General features: G+C 67.3%; 14 protein-coding genes and 2 tRNA genes. 13 read left to right on the top strand and 3 right to left on the bottom strand.

The window, feature by feature from the left end:
• The first annotated feature begins 5 nt into the window (after positions 1–5).
• Genes LDO86_RS12010 through LDO86_RS12000 form a run of 3 tightly spaced genes read left to right on the top strand, consistent with a single transcriptional unit; the run spans position 6 to position 3,093 of the window.
• Positions 6–782 carry a fumarylacetoacetate hydrolase family protein gene (locus LDO86_RS12010; RefSeq protein WP_224083995.1) on the top strand — a complete coding sequence of 259 codons (777 nt, stop codon included), beginning with the start codon at positions 6–8 and terminating at the stop codon, positions 780–782.
• A gap of 56 nt (positions 783–838) precedes the next feature.
• Positions 839–2,353: a glutamate--tRNA ligase gene (gene gltX, locus LDO86_RS12005; protein ID WP_018768325.1), complete on the top strand. Its 1,515-nt coding sequence runs from the start codon at positions 839–841 to the stop codon at positions 2,351–2,353.
• Positions 2,353–3,093, top strand: a complete 741-nt coding sequence (locus LDO86_RS12000; protein WP_018768324.1) for an HAD family hydrolase — start codon at positions 2,353–2,355, stop codon at positions 3,091–3,093. The genes gltX and LDO86_RS12000 overlap by 1 nt, the downstream gene beginning before the upstream one ends.
• 89 nt (positions 3,094–3,182) lie before the next feature.
• On the opposite strand, the gene LDO86_RS11995 is transcribed toward LDO86_RS12000, so the two are convergent.
• On the bottom strand, positions 3,183–4,778 hold the full coding sequence (locus LDO86_RS11995) for a hypothetical protein (protein WP_018768323.1): 1,596 nt from the start codon (positions 4,776–4,778) through the stop codon (positions 3,183–3,185).
• A 311-nt stretch (positions 4,779–5,089) separates the two neighbouring features.
• On the opposite strand from LDO86_RS11995, the gene LDO86_RS11990 reads away from it, so the two are divergent.
• The 4 genes from LDO86_RS11990 to LDO86_RS11975 all read left to right on the top strand — a co-directional run bounded on the left by LDO86_RS11990 (position 5,090) and on the right by LDO86_RS11975 (position 8,926).
• Positions 5,090–5,161 (top strand) — tRNA-Gln (locus tag LDO86_RS11990).
• Positions 5,162–5,290: 129 nt separating this feature from the next.
• Positions 5,291–5,366 (top strand) — tRNA-Glu (locus LDO86_RS11985).
• Positions 5,367–5,597: 231 nt separating this feature from the next.
• Positions 5,598–7,313: a dynamin family protein gene (locus LDO86_RS11980; protein ID WP_224084483.1), complete on the top strand. Its 1,716-nt coding sequence runs from the start codon at positions 5,598–5,600 to the stop codon at positions 7,311–7,313.
• Positions 7,310–8,926 (top strand): GTPase, encoded by a 1,617-nt coding sequence (locus LDO86_RS11975; protein ID WP_018768321.1) that lies wholly within the window; start codon positions 7,310–7,312, stop codon positions 8,924–8,926. The genes LDO86_RS11980 and LDO86_RS11975 overlap by 4 nt, the downstream gene beginning before the upstream one ends.
• A gap of 23 nt (positions 8,927–8,949) precedes the next feature.
• Here the strand turns inward: LDO86_RS11975 and LDO86_RS11970 are convergent, their stop codons facing one another.
• Both LDO86_RS11970 and LDO86_RS11965 read right to left on the bottom strand, forming a co-directional pair.
• Complete coding sequence (locus LDO86_RS11970) at positions 8,950–9,495, bottom strand: DUF1697 domain-containing protein (protein WP_018768320.1); 546 nt, start codon at positions 9,493–9,495, stop codon at positions 8,950–8,952.
• A 44-nt stretch (positions 9,496–9,539) separates the two neighbouring features.
• Positions 9,540–10,259, bottom strand: a complete 720-nt coding sequence (locus LDO86_RS11965; RefSeq protein ID WP_009356552.1) for an IclR family transcriptional regulator — start codon at positions 10,257–10,259, stop codon at positions 9,540–9,542.
• A 113-nt stretch (positions 10,260–10,372) separates the two neighbouring features.
• Between LDO86_RS11965 and leuC the strand changes: the two genes are divergently transcribed.
• From leuC to LDO86_RS11935, 6 genes are all read left to right on the top strand, one after another.
• On the top strand, positions 10,373–11,827 hold the full coding sequence (gene leuC / locus LDO86_RS11960) for a 3-isopropylmalate dehydratase large subunit (RefSeq protein ID WP_026265621.1): 1,455 nt from the start codon (positions 10,373–10,375) through the stop codon (positions 11,825–11,827).
• Positions 11,828–11,837: 10 nt separating this feature from the next.
• On the top strand, positions 11,838–12,440 hold the full coding sequence (gene leuD, locus LDO86_RS11955; protein ID WP_018768318.1) for a 3-isopropylmalate dehydratase small subunit: 603 nt from the start codon (positions 11,838–11,840) through the stop codon (positions 12,438–12,440).
• Between the two features lie 159 nt (positions 12,441–12,599).
• Complete coding sequence (gene murA, locus LDO86_RS11950) at positions 12,600–13,925, top strand: UDP-N-acetylglucosamine 1-carboxyvinyltransferase (RefSeq protein ID WP_026265620.1); 1,326 nt, start codon at positions 12,600–12,602, stop codon at positions 13,923–13,925.
• Between the two features lie 9 nt (positions 13,926–13,934).
• Complete coding sequence (locus LDO86_RS11945) at positions 13,935–14,702, top strand: lysophospholipid acyltransferase family protein (protein WP_224083994.1); 768 nt, start codon at positions 13,935–13,937, stop codon at positions 14,700–14,702.
• The gene (locus tag LDO86_RS11940; protein WP_018768315.1) at positions 14,699–15,748 is read left to right on the top strand and encodes an NAD(P)H-dependent glycerol-3-phosphate dehydrogenase; all 1,050 of its coding nucleotides are present in this window, start codon (positions 14,699–14,701) and stop codon (positions 15,746–15,748) included. The genes LDO86_RS11945 and LDO86_RS11940 overlap by 4 nt, the downstream gene beginning before the upstream one ends.
• Positions 15,749–15,750: 2 nt before the next feature.
• Positions 15,751–16,899 (top strand): D-alanine--D-alanine ligase family protein, encoded by a 1,149-nt coding sequence (locus tag LDO86_RS11935; RefSeq protein WP_018768314.1) that lies wholly within the window; start codon positions 15,751–15,753, stop codon positions 16,897–16,899.
• Positions 16,900–16,915: the final 16 nt, after the last annotated feature.

Here is a 16,915-nt window from a genome sequence, read left to right as displayed (position 1 = left end):
GAGCCATGCGTATTGCCAGGTTTGTAGTCGATTCCGATCCCCTGTACGGCGTTATGGAAGGTGAACCGGGCAGTGAGGAAATCACTGTCATCCACGGCGACCCCTTCTTCCATGGCGTGGAGCGCACATCCGTGCGCCACAAGCTGGAGGACGTCCGGCTGCTGGCGCCGATCATCCCGCGGAGCAAGGTGATCGGCGTTGGCCGGAACTTCGTGGATCACGCCCATGAACTCGGCAACGAGGTCCCCGCCCAGCCGCTGCTCTTCCTGAAGCCCAACACCGCAGTCGTGGGCCCCAACGACCCCGTAGTCCTGCCGGAGTTCTCCGAAGAGGTCTCCTTCGAAGCTGAACTCTGCGTGGTGATCGGCCGGATCTGCAAGGACGTGCCGGAAGACCGCGTGGACGATGTCATCTTCGGCTACACGTGCGGCAACGACCTCACGGCCCGCGACGTCCAGAAAACGGATCTGCAGTGGACCCGCGCCAAGGGCTTCGACACCTCCGCGCCGCTGGGGCCTTGGATCGAGACCGACCTGGACACGGAGGACCTGCGGATCCAGGGCAGGCTCAACGGTGAAGTGCGCCAGGACGGCAGCACCAGCCAGATGATCCGCGGCGTGCGCGAACTGGTGTCGGTGGTATCGCAGGCGTTTACCCTGCTGCCGGGCGACGTGATCATGACCGGCACGCCCGCCGGCGTGGGCCTGGTCAAGGAGGGCGACCGCTTCGAGGTGGAAATCGAGGGCATCGGACGGCTTTCCAACCCCATCGTCCGCCGCTAGGCCTGTCCGGCCGGCGGAAGGCCGGACCCGGCCAGGCGGGTAAAGTTGAAGCCACTATGACTATCGCTTCTTCGTCACCCGCCGCAGCCATTCCGCCCGTTACCGCCGAGACGCCCGTCCGGGTCCGTTTCTGCCCGTCGCCCACGGGTACCCCGCACGTTGGACTGATCCGGACGGCCCTGTTCAACTGGGCCTACGCGCGCCACACCAAGGGCACGCTGGTTTTCCGCATCGAGGACACGGACGCGGCGCGGGACAGCGAGGAAAGCTACCACCAGCTGCTCGACGCATTGAAGTGGCTGGGCATCGACTGGGACGAGGGCGTTGAGGTCGGCGGCCCGCACGAGCCGTACCGGCAGTCCCAGCGCGGCGACATCTACCAGGACGTCATCAAGCGGCTGCATGACGGCGGGTTCATCTACGAGTCCTTCTCCACCCCGGAGGAGATCGAGGCGCGCCACCGCGCGGCCGGACGGGACCCGAAGCTTGGCTACGACGGCTTTGACCGGCACCTGACGGAGGAGCAGCTGGCGCAGTACCGGGCGGAGGGCCGGCAGGCTGTCCTCCGCCTGCGCATGCCGGACGAGGACATCACGTTCACCGACCTGGTCCGCGGCGACATCACGTTCAAGGCCGGTTCCGTCCCTGACTTCGCCGTGGTGCGGGCCAACGGTGCGCCGCTCTACACGCTGGTCAACCCGGTGGACGACGCTCTGATGGGCATCACCCATGTGCTGCGCGGCGAGGACCTGCTCAGCTCCACGCCCCGCCAGATCGCCCTGTACCGGGCGCTGTACGCCATCGGCGTCGCCGAGTACATGCCGGAGTTCGGCCACCTTCCCTACGTCATGGGCCAGGGCAACAAGAAGCTGTCCAAGCGCGACCCCGAGTCCAGCCTGTTCCTGCATCGGGAGCGGGGCTTCATCCCGGAAGGGCTGCTGAACTACCTGTCCCTGCTGGGCTGGTCCCTCAGCGCGGACGAGGACATCTTTACGGTGGAGCAGCTTGTGGAGCACTTTGACGTCCACGACGTCCTGGCCAACCCGGCCCGCTTCGACCTGAAGAAGGCCGAGGCCATCAACGGCACCCACGTCCGGATGCTCGAGCCCAAGGTGTTCCGTGACCGCGTTGCGCACTACCTGCGCGAGGCAGGCCTGGTGGGGGAGATCCTGACAGACCGCGAAGAGGAAATCGTCACCGAGGCGGCGCCGCTGATCCAGGAACGCATCACGCTCCTGGGCGAAGCCCCGGACATGCTGGCGTTCCTGTTCAAGGCCGATGACGCCATCGACATCGCCGACGACGCACGCAAAGGCCTTCCCGCCAACCTTCCCGAGGTCCTTGATGCCGCCATCGCCGCGCTGGAACCGGTGGCGGAATGGACGCCGGACAACATCCAGGCCGCACTCAAGCAGGCCCTGGTGGAGGACATGGGCATCAAGCCGAGGCTTGCCTTCGGCCCGGTGCGCACGGCCGTTTCCGGCCGCCGCGTGTCGCCGCCGCTGTTTGAGTCCATGGTGATCCTGGGCAAGGAGTCCTCCCTGCGCCGGCTCCGCGCCTTCCGCGGCTGATGACCGCTCCCAGCCAAGCGGCCCGAGCCGGCATACTGGAGACACCTTTCGGCCGTGTCCGGGGCGTCCTGTTCGACATTGACGACACCCTGGTGGACCTCGAGTATTCGATGACCACCGCGCTGCGCGAGGTCAGCGAACACCTCCTGCCCGGACTGGACCAGGCCGGGTGGGAGCGGTTCGGCCGCATCTTCACCCACGAGACCACCCACTTCTACGACCGCTACCTGGCCGGCGAGCTGACGTTCAACGAACAACGCCTGCTCCGCGGGCGTGCGGCACTGGGACACTTCGGCGTTGACCTGGGCGAGGGCGAGGAGTCGCACCGGTGGCTGGCGGCCTACATGGAGAAGCAGCCCGCGTACGTGAAGCCGTTCCCCGATGTGCTGCCCCTCCTGGACGTCCTGGACAATGCGGGAGTGCCCTACGGCGCCGTGAGCAACAACGTCCATGACTACCAGCGCGCCAAGCTGGACGGGGCCGGGCTGGAGCGGATCACGCACCTGGTGGGCACGGACACGCTTGGCGTGGCCAAGCCCGATCCGGCCATGTACCTTGAGGGCGTCCGGCTGCTGGGCACTGCCCCGGGCGAAACGCTGTACGTGGGCGATAACCGGCTGCTGGATGCGGAGGGTTCGACGGCGGCAGGGCTGCTGGGCGTCTGGCTGAACCGCATGGGTGAGGTTGTGGAGGGCTTCGAGGGCAGCATGGTTGCTTCCCTGGAGGAACTGCTGGCCTAACCGGACCAGCCGGCCACATAGGCGTTGCAGGCCGGGACCGCGGCCCCCCTTTTTGCAGGGCCGCGGTCCCGGCCTGTCTGCGTCAGCTGTCAGGGGGCCCGCAGGCCCGCGGCACGGCGGCGCAGGAGCAGGTAGGCCGCGACGGCGGCGGCCACGAGCAGCGCGATCAGCAGCAGGGCGATGCCCGGGTTGTCCAGCCAGGACGACGGCGACACTGCCGCCACTTTCGTGTGCAGCTCCTGCGTGCCGGCAGCGATTTTCGCGTTGCCGTCCGCCAGCTTGCCGGCGCCTTCCGCCAGTTTGCCGGAACCGTCGTCCAGCCGGCCGTTGCCATCGGCCAGCTGACCGGATCCTTCGGCGAGCCGTGCGGACCCCGATTCCAGTTGGCCCGTCCCACTGCTGAGCTTGACGGTTCCGTCGGAGAGGGCTTCCGTTCCCGCCAGCAGGCCCGGGTTCGCCGGGTCGCCGCCGCCGTTGATGCCCGCGCTGAGCCGGGTGGTGCCGTCCTGGAGGTTGTTGGCGGCGTAGATCAGGCCGGGACGGTCGGGGTCGCCCGGCACACCGTCCATCCCCACCCGGATCTTCGCCGTCCCCTCGGCCAGCATCGACGTGCCCAGCACCACGCCCGGGTTCTGCGGATCCGTCGCATTGAGCTTTTCCGCCAGGGTGGCAAAGCCCGCCTTCAACCGTCCGGCGCCGTCGTTCAACTCGCCGGCTCCCGTGGCCAGCCTGCCCGTTCCGGTCTTCAGCTGCCCGGCGCCGTCGTCCAGGGCCCCGGCCCCGCCGTTGACCTTTGCTGCGCCGGCGTCAAGCTGTACCGCCCCGGCATAGGCCCTCCGGCCGCCGTCGGCCAGCTTGGCTATCTGGTCCTTGATCACTGCAAGGGGTACCAGGCCCTGCGGTCCGTTCGCTGCCGCTTCGAGCTGGTCCAGTCCCTGGCTGAGTGCGGCGAGCCCGTCGCCCTGTGCGGGGTCGTTGCCGGCACCCGGGTAACCCTTGAGCCGGTTTGCTCCGGCTGCCAGCTGGCCGGTGCCGTCCTTCAGCGCTGCGGTCCCGCTGCGCAGCTTGGTGGCGCCGGCATCAAGATCGCCGGCACCTGCGGCGAGCTGGCCCGTGCCTGCAGCGATCCGGCCCGCGCCGTCAGCAAGGTTGTTGGGTGCGTTTCCGGACGCCGTTGGGGTCAGCGCAGCGGAAAGAGCGACGGCGCCGGACTGAAGCTTCCGTGCGCCGTCGTCCACCTGGTAGACACCCGGTACCAGCTTGTTCAGCACATCATTCTGCAGCTTGGTGGTACCGGCGTGCAGCTTGTCCACCCCTGGTGCCAGCTGGTCGCGGACTCCGGAGAAGATCCGGCCGGCCCCCGACTGCAGGGCCGCGGCGCCGGCATTCAATTCGCTGCTGCCGTCCCTGACCTTGTCCGAGCCGTCCTTCACCTGCGCCGCGCCTTTGTTCGCGGCCCCTGCTCCTGCTGCCAGCTGGCCCGAACCGTCTTTGAGTTGGTTGGCCCCCGCGGCAGCCTGCTCTGCTCCGTCCATCAGCTGCGCGGCACCGTTGGCGATCTGGCCCGTGAGGAAGGTATAAACCGCAAGGAAAAGAGCCAGCAGCAGGGACAGTGCGGTGATGGCGATGGATTGGGACCGGGTTTTGGGCTTGGCTGTTGCGATGGATTCTGTGCGGGTTGTCAACGCTGACACTTCCTAACTGGGCCACCGGGCGACGCTGCCCGGTGGTCGAAACCGTTGGTGGGAGGGCCATCCTGTTTCCTCGTGGGGGTGCCCGGATAGCGGGACGGGAAGTTGTTACTGATGGGTAACTTACTCGAGGGTAACCATACGGCGGGAGCGTGGGCAAGGGCCCGCATGGAGAAGTCCATGCGGCTGCCGGCGACTTCGTCGATCCCGATTTGTGCGAGCCGAAAGTCTCGGGTAAAGTAATTTCTCGTGCTGAGGCGCACGGAGCAGGGAAAAAGCCCTGAAAACCGGCCCGAAAGTGCCATTGGGATATGGTGTAATTGGCAACACTACGGTTTCTGGTACCGTCATTCTAGGTTCGAGTCCTGGTATCCCAGCTCTGATTTGAAAGCTGGCTTCAGCTGGAATTCAGTAGGTTTCCACTCGGTTCGCCGATTTGAAACCACGGCAAAGTGTGTGAAATACTCACTGAGCTTGAGCGGCGGAAACGCTGCCGGAAGTACTCTGGCCCCATCGTATAGCGGCCTAGTACGCCGCCCTCTCACGGCGGTAACGCGGGTTCGAATCCCGCTGGGGTCACCATCGAAATGGTCCCGGGCATTAGCCCGGGGCCATTTTTTATGAGCATCAGGCCGGTTCCCCTCCAGCCGGACGAGACCGCCTGTCGTTTCGAAGAAAATCGTCCTGCTGCGGGGGAATTCCCTGCTGGGGACGACACGCGGTGGAACTTCGCGCCCCCTACTCAACTGGCATGATGTAGCTGTGACCTCCCATGACGAGCACGGCCGCCCCATCCCGCCGGTGCCGCACGCCATGGCGGCAGTGACCCTGCTGGAGGAGATCCGCAGCGGCCTGGACGATGTGCTGCTGCCGCTCGCGCTGCCGGGCGCGGACCAGGCACGCCGCGAAACGTCGGCCGCAAGGGCGCAGCTGGACGACTACATCCTTCCGCGGTACCGGAGCCTGGACGCCCCCTTGCTTGCCGTCGTCGGCGGTTCCACCGGTGCCGGCAAATCCACCCTGGTGAACGGGCTCGTGGGGCATCCCGTCACGCGGGCCGGGGCCATCCGCCCCACTACCCGCCAGCCCATCCTGCTGCACAACCCCGCGGAGGGAACATGGTTTGAAGGGCAGCGGGTCCTGCCCGGGCTAAGCCGGATCCGCGGTTTCCTCGCCGGCAGTCCGGCCGCCGCGGGCGCCATGCCGGAGCCGCGCGACGCCGCTTCGCTGGTGCTGCTGGCCGATCCGGCGGTTCCGGCCGGCATCGCACTCCTTGACGCCCCGGACGTTGACTCCATTTCCGACCAAAACCGCCTGCTGGCCGGGCAACTGCTGGCCGCCGCGGACTTGTGGGTGTTTGTCACCACAGCCAACCGGTACGCGGACGCCGTTCCCTGGAAGCTCCTCCTGGACGCGGCGGCGCGGGACATTACTGTGGCAGTGGTGCTGGACCGGGTGCCGCCGGGCGCGCAGGCGGAGGTAAGCGAGGACCTCCGCGGCCTGCTCGACCGGGAGGGGCTCGGTGGGAGCCGGCTGTTCATCATCGCCGAGACGGTCCTTGATCCGCACGGCATGCTGCCTCCCGGCGCTGTCAATGAGCTGCGGGACTGGCTTGGTGCCCTGGCCGCCGATGCTGCCGGCCGGGCCGCCGTCGCACGGCGGACCCTGAATGGAACCGTCCGCGCCCTGGCCCATCGGATTCCGGATATCGCCGGCGCCGTCCGTGAGCAGGAGCTGGCCGCCTCGCGACTTGAGGCCGACGCCGTGGCGGCTTACGCGGATGCCGCCAAGCGGATCCTTGATGCCACCCGCGACGGTGCACTCCTCCGGGGCGAAGTGCTGGCCCGGTGGCAGGATTTTGTGGGCACCGGTGAATTCTTCCGCGCCCTTGAGCAGAATGTGGGGCGGTTCCGGGACAGGCTGGGGGCCTTCTTCCGCGGTGAACCGGCACCGGCCGTCGGGGTTGAGGCGGCCATCGAAACCGGGCTTCAGGCCGTCATTGTGGACGAGGCAGCCAACGCAGCGGAGGACACCGACCAGCGGTGGCGCTCAGACCCCGCGGGGCGGCAGCTGCTGGGTCCGGACGACCTGTCGGGGACGGCGCCCGGGTTCGCCGAACGGGCAGCAGCGGAAATCCGGGCGTGGCAGGAAGCCCTGATGGAGCTGATCCGGACGGAAGGCCAGGGACGGCGGACGCAGGCCCGGTGGCTGTCCTTTGGCATCAACGGCCTCGGCGCCGCGCTGATGATCGTGGTGTTTTCGATGACTGCGGGCCTGACCGGACTGGAGATCGGCGTGGCGGGCGGAACCGCCGTCGTGGGCCAGCGCCTGCTGGAAGCGGTGTTCGGCGAGGACGCCGTGCGCCGCATGGCTGATAAAGCCCGTGAAGATCTGGCCACGCGGTGCCGGCGCCTGCTGGCAGACGAGCAGGAGAAGTTCCTGCAGCGGCTGCCGGAAGGCAATCCCGCCCTCGCACAACGCCTTGCTGCGCAGGCCGGGGAACTGGCCCGGCTGGCGGAGAGCGCGTGAGCCGCCACAGCGGGGCACACGCGTCCTCCAAACTGGACGCCCGGCTCCAGGCGCTCCAGGACGCCCGGGAGCTGGGGGAGGGGGTCCTGCCGGACCAGGCGCTGCAGGACGTGTTCGACGTCCTGGAGCGCGCAAGTTCCCGCCGTTCCTTGTCCGGCGACCACACCGTGGTGGGATTTTTCGGGGCCACCGGAAGCGGCAAGTCCTCCCTCTTCAACGCGGTCAGCGGCGCGGAGATCGCGACGGCGGCGGCCCGCCGTCCGACGACATCGGAACCACTGGCAGGTGTTTGGGGAGCGGCAGGCAGCGAAGCCCTCCTCGACTGGCTGGAAGTGGGAAACCGGCATCACGCCGCGCCGGTGGACGGCTTCGCCGACGAACAGACGGGGCTGATCCTGCTCGATCTGCCTGACTTCGACTCCACCCATGCAGCCAACCGCGGGATCGTGCAGCGGATGGTGGGGATGGTGGACGTCCTGGTGTGGGTGCTGGACCCGCAGAAGTATGCCGACGCTGCCGTCCACCATGGGTTCCTGGCGCCGCACGCTTCGCACGGGGCCGTCACGCTTGTGGTCCTGAACCAGGTGGACCGGCTCCCGGAACACGATGTGCAGCCCGTGCTCGACTCGCTGCACGCAATCCTTGCAGGTGAGGGGCTGGGACAGGTGCGGGTCCTCCCTTCATCGGCGGTGACGGGGGCGGGGATCGGGGAAGTGCGGGCGGCGATCCGGAAGGTGGCCGTCCAGCGCCAGGCCCAGTCCCGGCGGCTGGAGGCGGATATCACCAAGGCCGGGCAGGACCTGCGGCAGGCTTCCGGGGACGGCGACGCCGCAGGGGTCCGGCCGGCCGCCAGGTCCCGGCTCGCGGACGAACTGGCTGTGGCAGCGAACGTGCCTGCCGTGGTGCGGGCCGTCGGCCAGTCCTACCGGCTGGAGTCCGTCCGGCGCACCGGCTGGCCCGTCACCCGCTGGCTCTCCAGGTTCCGCCCGGACCCGCTGCGCCGCCTCAATCTCCGCAGGGATTCACCTGCCGGGCTGAACCGGACCTCCCTGCCGCCCGCCGGCGCGCCGGAGCGGGCCCGGACGGACGCTGCCGTCAGGGAATTTGCGGACGCGGCCAGCGAGGGGGCTCCGGGACCCTGGCGGGCAGCAATTAGGGGGAGGGCCAGGGCCGGCCGGGACCGGCTGCCCGACGCCCTGGACCAGGCCATCGCCGGGACCGACATCGGGGCCAACCGCAAGGCGTGGTGGTGGGGTGCCTTCAACGTGGTTCAGTGGCTGGCGCTGCTGACGGTGCTGGGCGGCCTGGGCTGGCTTGGCGTCCTGGCCGGACTGGCCTACCTGCAGCTGCCGGTGCCCGAAGTTCCACGCGCGGAAGGCTGGCCGGTACCCACCTTGATGATCGCCTTCGGCCTGGTGCTGGGGATATTTTTGGCGGTCACCGGCCGTTTCATTGCGTCCGGTGCTGCCCGGGTGCGCGCTGCAAGGGCACGACGGCGGCTGAACAGCGCCGTGGCAGCGGCGGCGCAGGAGCTGGTGGTGGCGCCCGTGGAGGAGGAGATTGCCAGGCTGGCAGCCTTCAACAAGGCGCTGAAGAAGGCCATGGGGCCGTAGGGCTGCTACCGGCCCATAATGACCTAGCCGCCCGCCAGGGCGACAGCGGCGTCCCGGACCTTGATGAGGGTGCGCAGGTTGCGGGTGGTGGTTGCGGCCTTGAACTTCGTTTTCGCGCTGATCTTGCTGAAGGGGCTGTCCAGTGTCCCTCCCGCCGGGGCCAGCCAGGCAAGCGCTTCGGGCCCCAGCCGCTGCTGGTCCTGGCTTTCAAGGGCTGACCCGGCCGCCTCCAGTTCGTCAAGGACGGCGGTGTCCGAGGACAGGGTGATGTAGGTGTGGGTGGACCTGTCGTCGTCCGGGTAGGGGCAGCCATCCACCAGTTGGGCCACCCGCCCGGCGTCCAGGACCACAACCCACGCTTCATAGCCAAAGGCGGCCCGGAGGCACTTTTCGCATTCCTGTTTGACCAATGCTGCGTCCAGGGTGCTGCTGAGCACCACGTTTCCGCTGGCCAGCAGGGTCTTTGCGTCCGTGAAGCCGCAGGATTTCAGCGCGTCCCGCAGGTCCGCCATCTTGATATTGATCCCGCCCACGTTGATGCCGCGGAGGAACACCGCATAGCTGCCCATGGGCACAGCCTAGCGGCCGGAGCCCCGGTGGGGCCGGCAGGAGCCTAGTCGTTGTTCTTGCGGAGGGCCTCGGTGAGGATGCGCCCGGCATTGCAGACAACTTCGGCGTGCAGGCGACCGGGCTGGCGGGTCAGCCGCTCAATGGGACCGGAAATGGAGACGGCGGCAATCACCCTGCCGGACGGACCCCTCACCGGTGCCGAAACGGAGGCGACCCCCGGCTCACGCTCGCCAAGGCTCTGTCCCCAGCCCCGGCGTCGTACTCCTGCCAGGACGGTCGGCGTGAAACGGGCCGACTGCAGGCCCTCGAGGAGCCTGTCGTGATCCTCCCAGGCGAGCAGGACCTGCGCGGCAGAGCCGGCCTTCATGGACAACTGCGTGCCCACGGGAATGGTGTCGCGCAGGCCGATGGGGCGCTCCGCGGAGGCGACGCATACGCGCCAGTCACCCTGCCTGCGGAAGATCTGGGCGCTTTCGCCGGTGGCATCGCGCAGTTGCATGAGTACGGGCCCGGCCGAGGCGATCAGGCGGTCTTCCCCGGCGGCGGAGGCAAGCTCCACAAGCCTGCTGCCGAGCACGAACCGGCCCTGGATGTCTCGGCTGACCAGCCGGTGGTGCACCAGCGCCAAAGCGAGGCGGTGGACAGTGGGCCGGGCCAGGCCGGTGGCGGCTACCAGCTGCGCCAGCGTGGTGGGGCCGGCCTCAAGGGCATCGAGCACCTGGGCCGCTTTATCAATGACACCGACTCCACTAGAATTGTCCATGTAATGATATTGCCGTCTCAATATCTGAGATGCAAATCTTTCGGCTGGCGCAGCGCGGAGCCGTCCTGATTCAGTTGGATCAATCAGCCAAACAGCAGTGAAGGGAGATGGCCATGGCAAAGACATTGGCCGAGAAAGTCTGGGACGCACATGTGGTGCGCAAAGGTGACGGCGATGGTGCCAACGCCCAGCCGGACCTTCTGTACATCGACCTTCACCTGGTCCACGAAGTCACGTCCCCGCAGGCGTTCGAAGGCCTGCGGCTGGCCGGCCGCAAGCTGCGCCGGCCGGACCTGACCATTGCCACCGAGGACCACAACACCCCCACGCTGGACATCGACAAACCGATTGCCGACCTGACCAGCCGCACCCAGATCCAGACCCTGCGCAACAACTGCGCGGAGTTCGGCGTCCGGCTGCACAGCCTGGGCGATGCCGAGCAGGGCATCGTGCACGTGGTGGGCCCGCAGCTGGGCCTCACCCAGCCCGGCATGACGGTGGTCTGCGGCGACTCGCATACATCCACCCACGGCGCTTTCGGTGCGCTGGCCATGGGCATCGGCACCTCCGAGGTGGAGCACGTCATGGCCACCCAGACCCTGTCCCTGAAGCCGTTCAAGACCATGGCCATCAACGTCGAGGGCACACTGCGTCCCGGCGTCACCGCCAAGGACATCATCCTCGCCGTGATCGCCAAGATCGGCACCGGCGGCGGCCAGGGCTACGTCCTGGAATACCGCGGGTCGGCGATCCGCGCCCTGTCCATGGAAGCGCGCATGACCATCTGCAACATGTCCATCGAAGCCGGCGCCCGCGCCGGCATGGTGGCCCCGGACGAAACCACCTACGAGTACATGAAGGGCCGCCCCCACGCGCCGGAAGGCGAGGACTGGGACGCCGCCGTGGAGTACTGGAATACGCTGCGTACCGACGACGACGCCACCTTCGACGTGCAGGTTGACCTGGACGCCAACACCCTGGAGCCGTTCGTCACCTGGGGCACCAACCCCGGCCAGGGCGTGTCCCTGTCCGAGTCCGTTCCGTCACCCGGGGACTTCGGTGACGAAAACGCCAAGGCCGCTGCCGAGCGCGCCCTGCAGTACATGGGACTCGAAGCCGGCACGCCCATGAAGGACATCCGCGTGGACACCGTCTTCCTGGGCTCCTGCACCAACTCCCGGATGGAGGACCTGCGTGCCGCTGCCGACATCATCCGCGGCCGGCAAAAGGATCCGAACATCCGGATGCTGGTGGTCCCCGGCTCTGCCCGCGTCCGGCTGGAAGCCGAGGCCGAGGGCCTGGACAAGGTCTTCAAGGACTTCGGTGCTGAGTGGCGCTTTGCCGGCTGCTCCATGTGCCTGGGCATGAACCCGGACCAGCTGGAGGTGGGGGAGCGTTGCGCCTCAACCTCCAACCGAAACTTCGAAGGCCGGCAGGGCAAGGGTGGCCGCACCCACCTGGTTTCCCCGGTGGTGGCCGCAGCCACGGCAGTACGGGGCACGCTCAGCTCTCCATCGGACCTTGACCCGGCTCCCGAACCCGCCGCCATCCGCATCGACGCAGCCTAGGACAGCACAAATGGAAAAGTTCACCAAGCACACCGGTATCGGCGTCCCGCTGCGCCAGAGCAACGTCGACACCGACCAGATCATCCCCGCGGTCTACCTCAAGCGGATCACCCGGACCGGCTTCGAGGACGCGCTCTTCTCCGCCTGGCGCAAGGACCCCTCCTTCATCCTGAACCAGGAGCCCTACAACGCGGGATCGGTCCTGGTGGCAGGCCCCGATTTCGGCACCGGTTCCTCCCGTGAACACGCGGTCTGGGCGCTGAAGGACTACGGCTTCAAAGCCGTCCTGTCCTCCCGGTTCGCCGACATCTTCCGCGGCAACTCGGGCAAGCAGGGACTGCTGGCCGCGCAGGTTGCGCAGGACGACATCGAGCTCATCTGGAAGGAACTCGAAAACGCCCCGGGAACCCAGGTCACGGTGGACCTCGAGTCCAAGACCGTCGTCTGCGGCAACATCGTGGCGCCGTTCGACATCGACGACTACACCCGCTGGCGGCTCCTGGAAGGCCTCGACGACATCGGGCTGACCCTCCAGCATGAAGCCGACATCACCGCCTACGAGGCGACCCGCCAGGCGTTCAAGCCCAAGACCCTGCCGGCGAAGCTTTCCTAGCCCCTGGGCCACCATGCCGGCGGCGCGGCGCAGCGGGCGAAGGCCGCGCCACGCCCCGCCGCCGGTACCCCCTTATTTCGGTTCGGTAACGCGACCTCCTATGCTTGGTTGGAGCCTTTGCAAGGTTTTGGGGGCTAGTGATCGTGAGGAAACCGGTATATGAGTAGTGTTCTGACAATCCGCGGCGGTGTCCCGCTTACAGGCCGCGTCAGCGTCCGTGGGGCAAAGAATCTTGTCCCCAAGGCAATGGTGGCGGCGTTGCTGGGCAACGAACCCTCGGTGTTGCGGAACGTGCCGGAGATCAAGGACGTGGAGGTGGTCACCTCCCTGCTGCAGCTGCATGGGGTGACCGTGGAGAAGGACCCGGTCAACGGTGACCTCACCCTCGATCCCAAGGCCGCAAAGACGGCGCCGAGCACCGCGATCGATGCCCATGCCGGTGACTCCCGCATCCCCATCCTGCTGTGCGGACCGCTGATCCATGCCATTGGCGAAGCCTTCATTCCCGACCTGGGCGGCTGCAAGATCGGCGACCGTCCCATCGACTACCACCTGGATGTCCTGCGCCAGTTCGGTGCCGTCGTGGAGAAGCGCCCCGGTGGCATCCACATCTCTGCACCCAAGGGCCTGCACGGCGCCAAGATCTCGCTGCCGTACCCGTCCGTGGGCGCCACCGAGCAGGTCCTGCTGAGCGCCACCCGCGCGGAAGGCATCACGGAGCTGTCCGGCGCCGCCACCGAGCCGGAAATCATCGACCTTATCGCCGTGCTGCAGAAGATGGGCGCCATCATCAGCGTGCAGACGGACCGGACCATCCGCATCGAGGGTGTCCGTGACCTCGGCGGCTACAACCACCGTGCCCTCTCGGACCGCAACGAATCGGCGTCCTGGGCTTCGGCCGCACTGGTGACCCGCGGCGACATCTTCGTTGAAGGCGCCTCCCAGCGCGACATGATGACGTTCCTGAACACCTACCGCAAGGTGGGCGGCGGAATGGACATTGGCGAGGACGGCATCCGGTTCTACCACAAGGGCGGAAAGCTGAACCCGCTGGTCCTTGAAACGGATGTCCACCCCGGCTTCATGACGGACTGGCAGCAGCCCCTGGTGGTTGCGCTGACCCAGGCCGAGGGCGTATCGATCGTGCACGAAACGGTGTATGAGAACCGTTTTGGCTTCACCGACGCCCTGATCCGCATGGGCGCCAGCATCCAGGTGCACCGGGAATGCCTGGGCAGCGTCCCGTGCCGGTTCGGCCAGCGCAACTTCCTGCACTCCGCGGTGATTTCCGGACCCACCCAGCTCAAGGGAACCGACATTGATGTCCCCGACCTGCGCGGCGGGTTCAGCCACCTGATTGCCGCCCTGGCCGCCACCGGAACGTCCCGGGTCACCGGCATCGACATCATCAACCGGGGCTACGAGCGGTTCACGGAAAAGCTCGCCGGCCTTGGGGCCGACTTCGACATCACCACCACGAAGTAGCGCGGCACCGTGAAGGAATCGGCCAAAAGCAAGGCCACATTTGTTTTCATTGCCAGCATCGCCCGGCCGCTGCTGAACCTGATGATGTCCAAGACGTGGGAAGGTACCGAAAAACTTCCCGCCGGCGGCTTCATCGCAGCCCCCAATCACTGCACGGAGATCGACCCCCTTGTTGTGGGGCACATGCTCTACAACCAGAAGCGTGCCCCGCACTTCCTGGCCAAGGCCGCGCTGTTCAAGGTTCCCGGCCTGGGTGCGCTCCTGCGCGCCACCAAGCAGGTGCCGGTGGAGCGCTCGACGGCGGGAGCGAACCGATCGCTGCAAGTGGCCCAGGAGATTGTGGCTGAGGGCGGGGCGATCATCATCTACCCGGAGGGAACGCTGACACGCGATCCCGGGCTTTGGCCGATGAAGGGGCATACCGGCGCGGCAAGGCTGGCCCTCGAAGGCGATATTCCGGTGGTGCCCATTGCCCACTGGGGCGCGCACGAGGTGTTCCCCAGGTACGGCAAGCGGTTCCACGTGTTCCCCCGGAAGCACTCACGCGTCGTCGTGGGCGAACCGGTGGACCTGAGTGCGTTCCGCGGCCGCCCGCTGGACAAGGCCACCCTGACGGAGGCGACGGAAGTGATCATGGACGCGATCACGACTTTGCTGGCAGGCCTGCGCGGCGAGCAGCCTCCCGCCGAACGCTGGGACCCGGCCAAGCGGCCGCAGGCCAAGCACGGACGGTTCGTTGACCGCGGCGAGCCCGAATCAGGAACGGAAGCTCCGTGACCGCTGACGGGAAGCCGGGGGCGGCGGGCACGGTAGCCGTCCTGGGTGCGGGATCGTGGGGGACAACCTTCGCGAAGATCCTCGCGGACGCTGCGATTGCCGCCGGAACGCCGCGCGTCATCAGGCTTTGGGGCAGGCGCGCCGGGGTGGTCGAAGAGATCAACAACTGCCACCGCAACAGTGAGTACCTCAAGGACATCGTCCTGCCGGAGAGCATCACGGCGTCCACAGACGTCCGCGCAGTCCTGGCGGGAGCCGACCTGGTGGTGCTGGCGGTTCCGGCCCAGTCGCTGCGCCCGCAGCTGCGCGAATGGAAGGACATGATCGCTCCCGGAGCTGTTGTGGTGTCCCTGATGAAGGGGCTGGAGCTGGGCACGGATGCGCGGATGAGCGAGGTCATCGCACAGGAACTGGACCTGCCGCTGGAACGCATCGCAGTTGTCTCGGGACCCAACCTCGCCATGGAAATTGCGCGGGAAGAGCCTACGGCATCAGTCGTGGCATGCGCTGACTCCGCCACTGCAGGCTGGCTCGCCCGGACCTGCACCGCCCCCTACTTCCGGCCCTACACCACGGCCGATGTGGTCGGCGTCGAAATCGGCGGCATCGTCAAGAACGTGATTGCGCTGGCAGTAGGCATCTGTGAGGGCAAGCAGATGGGGGACAACACCAAGGCCTCGGTGATTACCCGGGGACTCGCGGAAACGTCCCGCCTCGCCTTGGCGCTGGGCGGCGAGGCCAAGACCATGGCCGGGCTCGCCGGGCTGGGCGACCTCGTGGCAACCTGTTCGTCCGCGCTGTCCCGGAACCACACGGCCGGGAGGCTGCTGGGCCAGGGCCTGACCCTGGAGGAGGTGGGCCGAAAGATGACCCAGACCGCCGAAGGCATCAAATCCGGCCAGGCCGTCCATGAACTCGCCGGCAAGCTCGGCGTCGACATGCCCATCACTGCCGCCGTCGTCGCGGTGCTGGCAGGCAAGCTGTCCGTTGACCAACTGGGGCCGGTTCTGCTGTCCCGGGAATTGAAACCTGAAGGCGATTACTGACCATGTCCCAAGACACACCCAACACAGGGGAAACTGCCACCACCCGGAAGCCGCGGGTCGCCGTGCTTTTCGGCGGCCGCTCCAGCGAGCACGCCGTGAGCTGCGTCACCGCCGCAGGCGTGCTGGGCGCGATCAACAAGGACAAGTACGACGTCATCCCCATCGGGATTGCCAAAACCGGCCAGTGGGTTCTTGCCCCGGCCGAAACCACCCAGTGGTCGCTTGCCGCATCATCACTCCCCGAGGTAGTACCTTCCCCGCAGACCGTCACGCTTGCTGAGATCGGCGGGGAACACCAGCTGATCGTGGCGTCCCCCAACGAGGTTCCGCAGGAACTGGGCGCCGTCGACGTGGTCTTTCCGCTGTTGCACGGCCCCTTCGGCGAGGACGGCACCATCCAGGGGCTCCTTGAACTTTCCGACACCCGCTACGTCGGCGCCGGAGTCCTGGCATCGGCGGTCGGCATGGACAAGCACTACATGAAGGTGGTCTTCGAGGCCGCCGGACTCCGCGTGGGACCCTACGTGGCTGTGACCGACCGGCAGTGGCAGCGGGATCCCGAATCCGTCAGGAAGCAGGTGGACCGCCTCGGTTTCCCCGTCTTCGTCAAGCCGGCCCGTGCCGGCTCGTCGATGGGCATCTCCAAGGTTGATTCCCTTGAGGACCTGGACGCCGCGATCGAAGAGGCCCGCCGCCACGACCTCAAGCTGGTCATTGAAGCCGGAATTGTCGGCCGCGAAATCGAATGCGCTGTCCTGGAAGGCAGGGGCACCGATGCGCCCCGGACCTCGATGCCGGGCGAAATCTCGGTGTCCGGGGGGACGCACGAGTTCTACGACTTCAACGCCAAGTATGTGGAGGATGATGCCGCAGCCCTGAGCTGTCCCGCAGACATCCCCGCGGAAGCGATCTCCCGGGTCCGGGAGCTGGCGGCCGCCGCATTCGACGCCGTCGGCGCCGAGGGCCTGAGCCGCGTGGATTTCTTCTACACCCCCGAGGGCGAACTGATCATCAACGAGATCAACACCATGCCCGGCTTCACGCCCAAGAGCATGTACCCGCAGATGTGGGCAGCGTCCGGACTGGGCTACGCGGACCTGATCGACGAACTCATCCACCTGGCCCTGAACCGCAAAACCGGCCTTCGCTGATCCACGCCGGAACCCT

Origin of the sequence: Arthrobacter sp. StoSoilB19, assembly GCF_019977275.1 — a bacterium.
Taxonomy (GTDB): domain Bacteria; phylum Actinomycetota; class Actinomycetes; order Actinomycetales; family Micrococcaceae; genus Arthrobacter.
The sequence above is the reverse complement of the archived record's forward strand: the minus strand, read 5'-3'. Positions and strand labels throughout refer to the sequence as shown.

Excerpts from the sequence above, each read along its gene's own strand:
- LDO86_RS12010 (WP_224083995.1), top strand. The coding sequence starts at position 6 with ATGCGTATTGCCAGGTTTGTAGTCGATTCCGATCCCCTGTACGGCGTT.
- gltX (WP_018768325.1), top strand. The coding sequence starts at position 839 with ATGACTATCGCTTCTTCGTCACCCGCCGCAGCCATTCCGCCCGTTACC.
- LDO86_RS12000 (WP_018768324.1), top strand. The coding sequence starts at position 2,353 with ATGACCGCTCCCAGCCAAGCGGCCCGAGCCGGCATACTGGAGACACCT.
- LDO86_RS11980 (WP_224084483.1), top strand. The coding sequence starts at position 5,598 with ATGGCGGCAGTGACCCTGCTGGAGGAGATCCGCAGCGGCCTGGACGAT.
- LDO86_RS11970 (WP_018768320.1), bottom strand. The coding sequence starts at position 9,495 with ATGGGCAGCTATGCGGTGTTCCTCCGCGGCATCAACGTGGGCGGGATC.
- LDO86_RS11965 (WP_009356552.1), bottom strand. The coding sequence starts at position 10,259 with ATGGACAATTCTAGTGGAGTCGGTGTCATTGATAAAGCGGCCCAGGTG.
- leuC (WP_026265621.1), top strand. The coding sequence starts at position 10,373 with ATGGCAAAGACATTGGCCGAGAAAGTCTGGGACGCACATGTGGTGCGC.
- leuD (WP_018768318.1), top strand. The coding sequence starts at position 11,838 with ATGGAAAAGTTCACCAAGCACACCGGTATCGGCGTCCCGCTGCGCCAG.
- murA (WP_026265620.1), top strand. The coding sequence starts at position 12,600 with ATGAGTAGTGTTCTGACAATCCGCGGCGGTGTCCCGCTTACAGGCCGC.
- LDO86_RS11935 (WP_018768314.1), top strand. The coding sequence starts at position 15,751 with ATGTCCCAAGACACACCCAACACAGGGGAAACTGCCACCACCCGGAAG.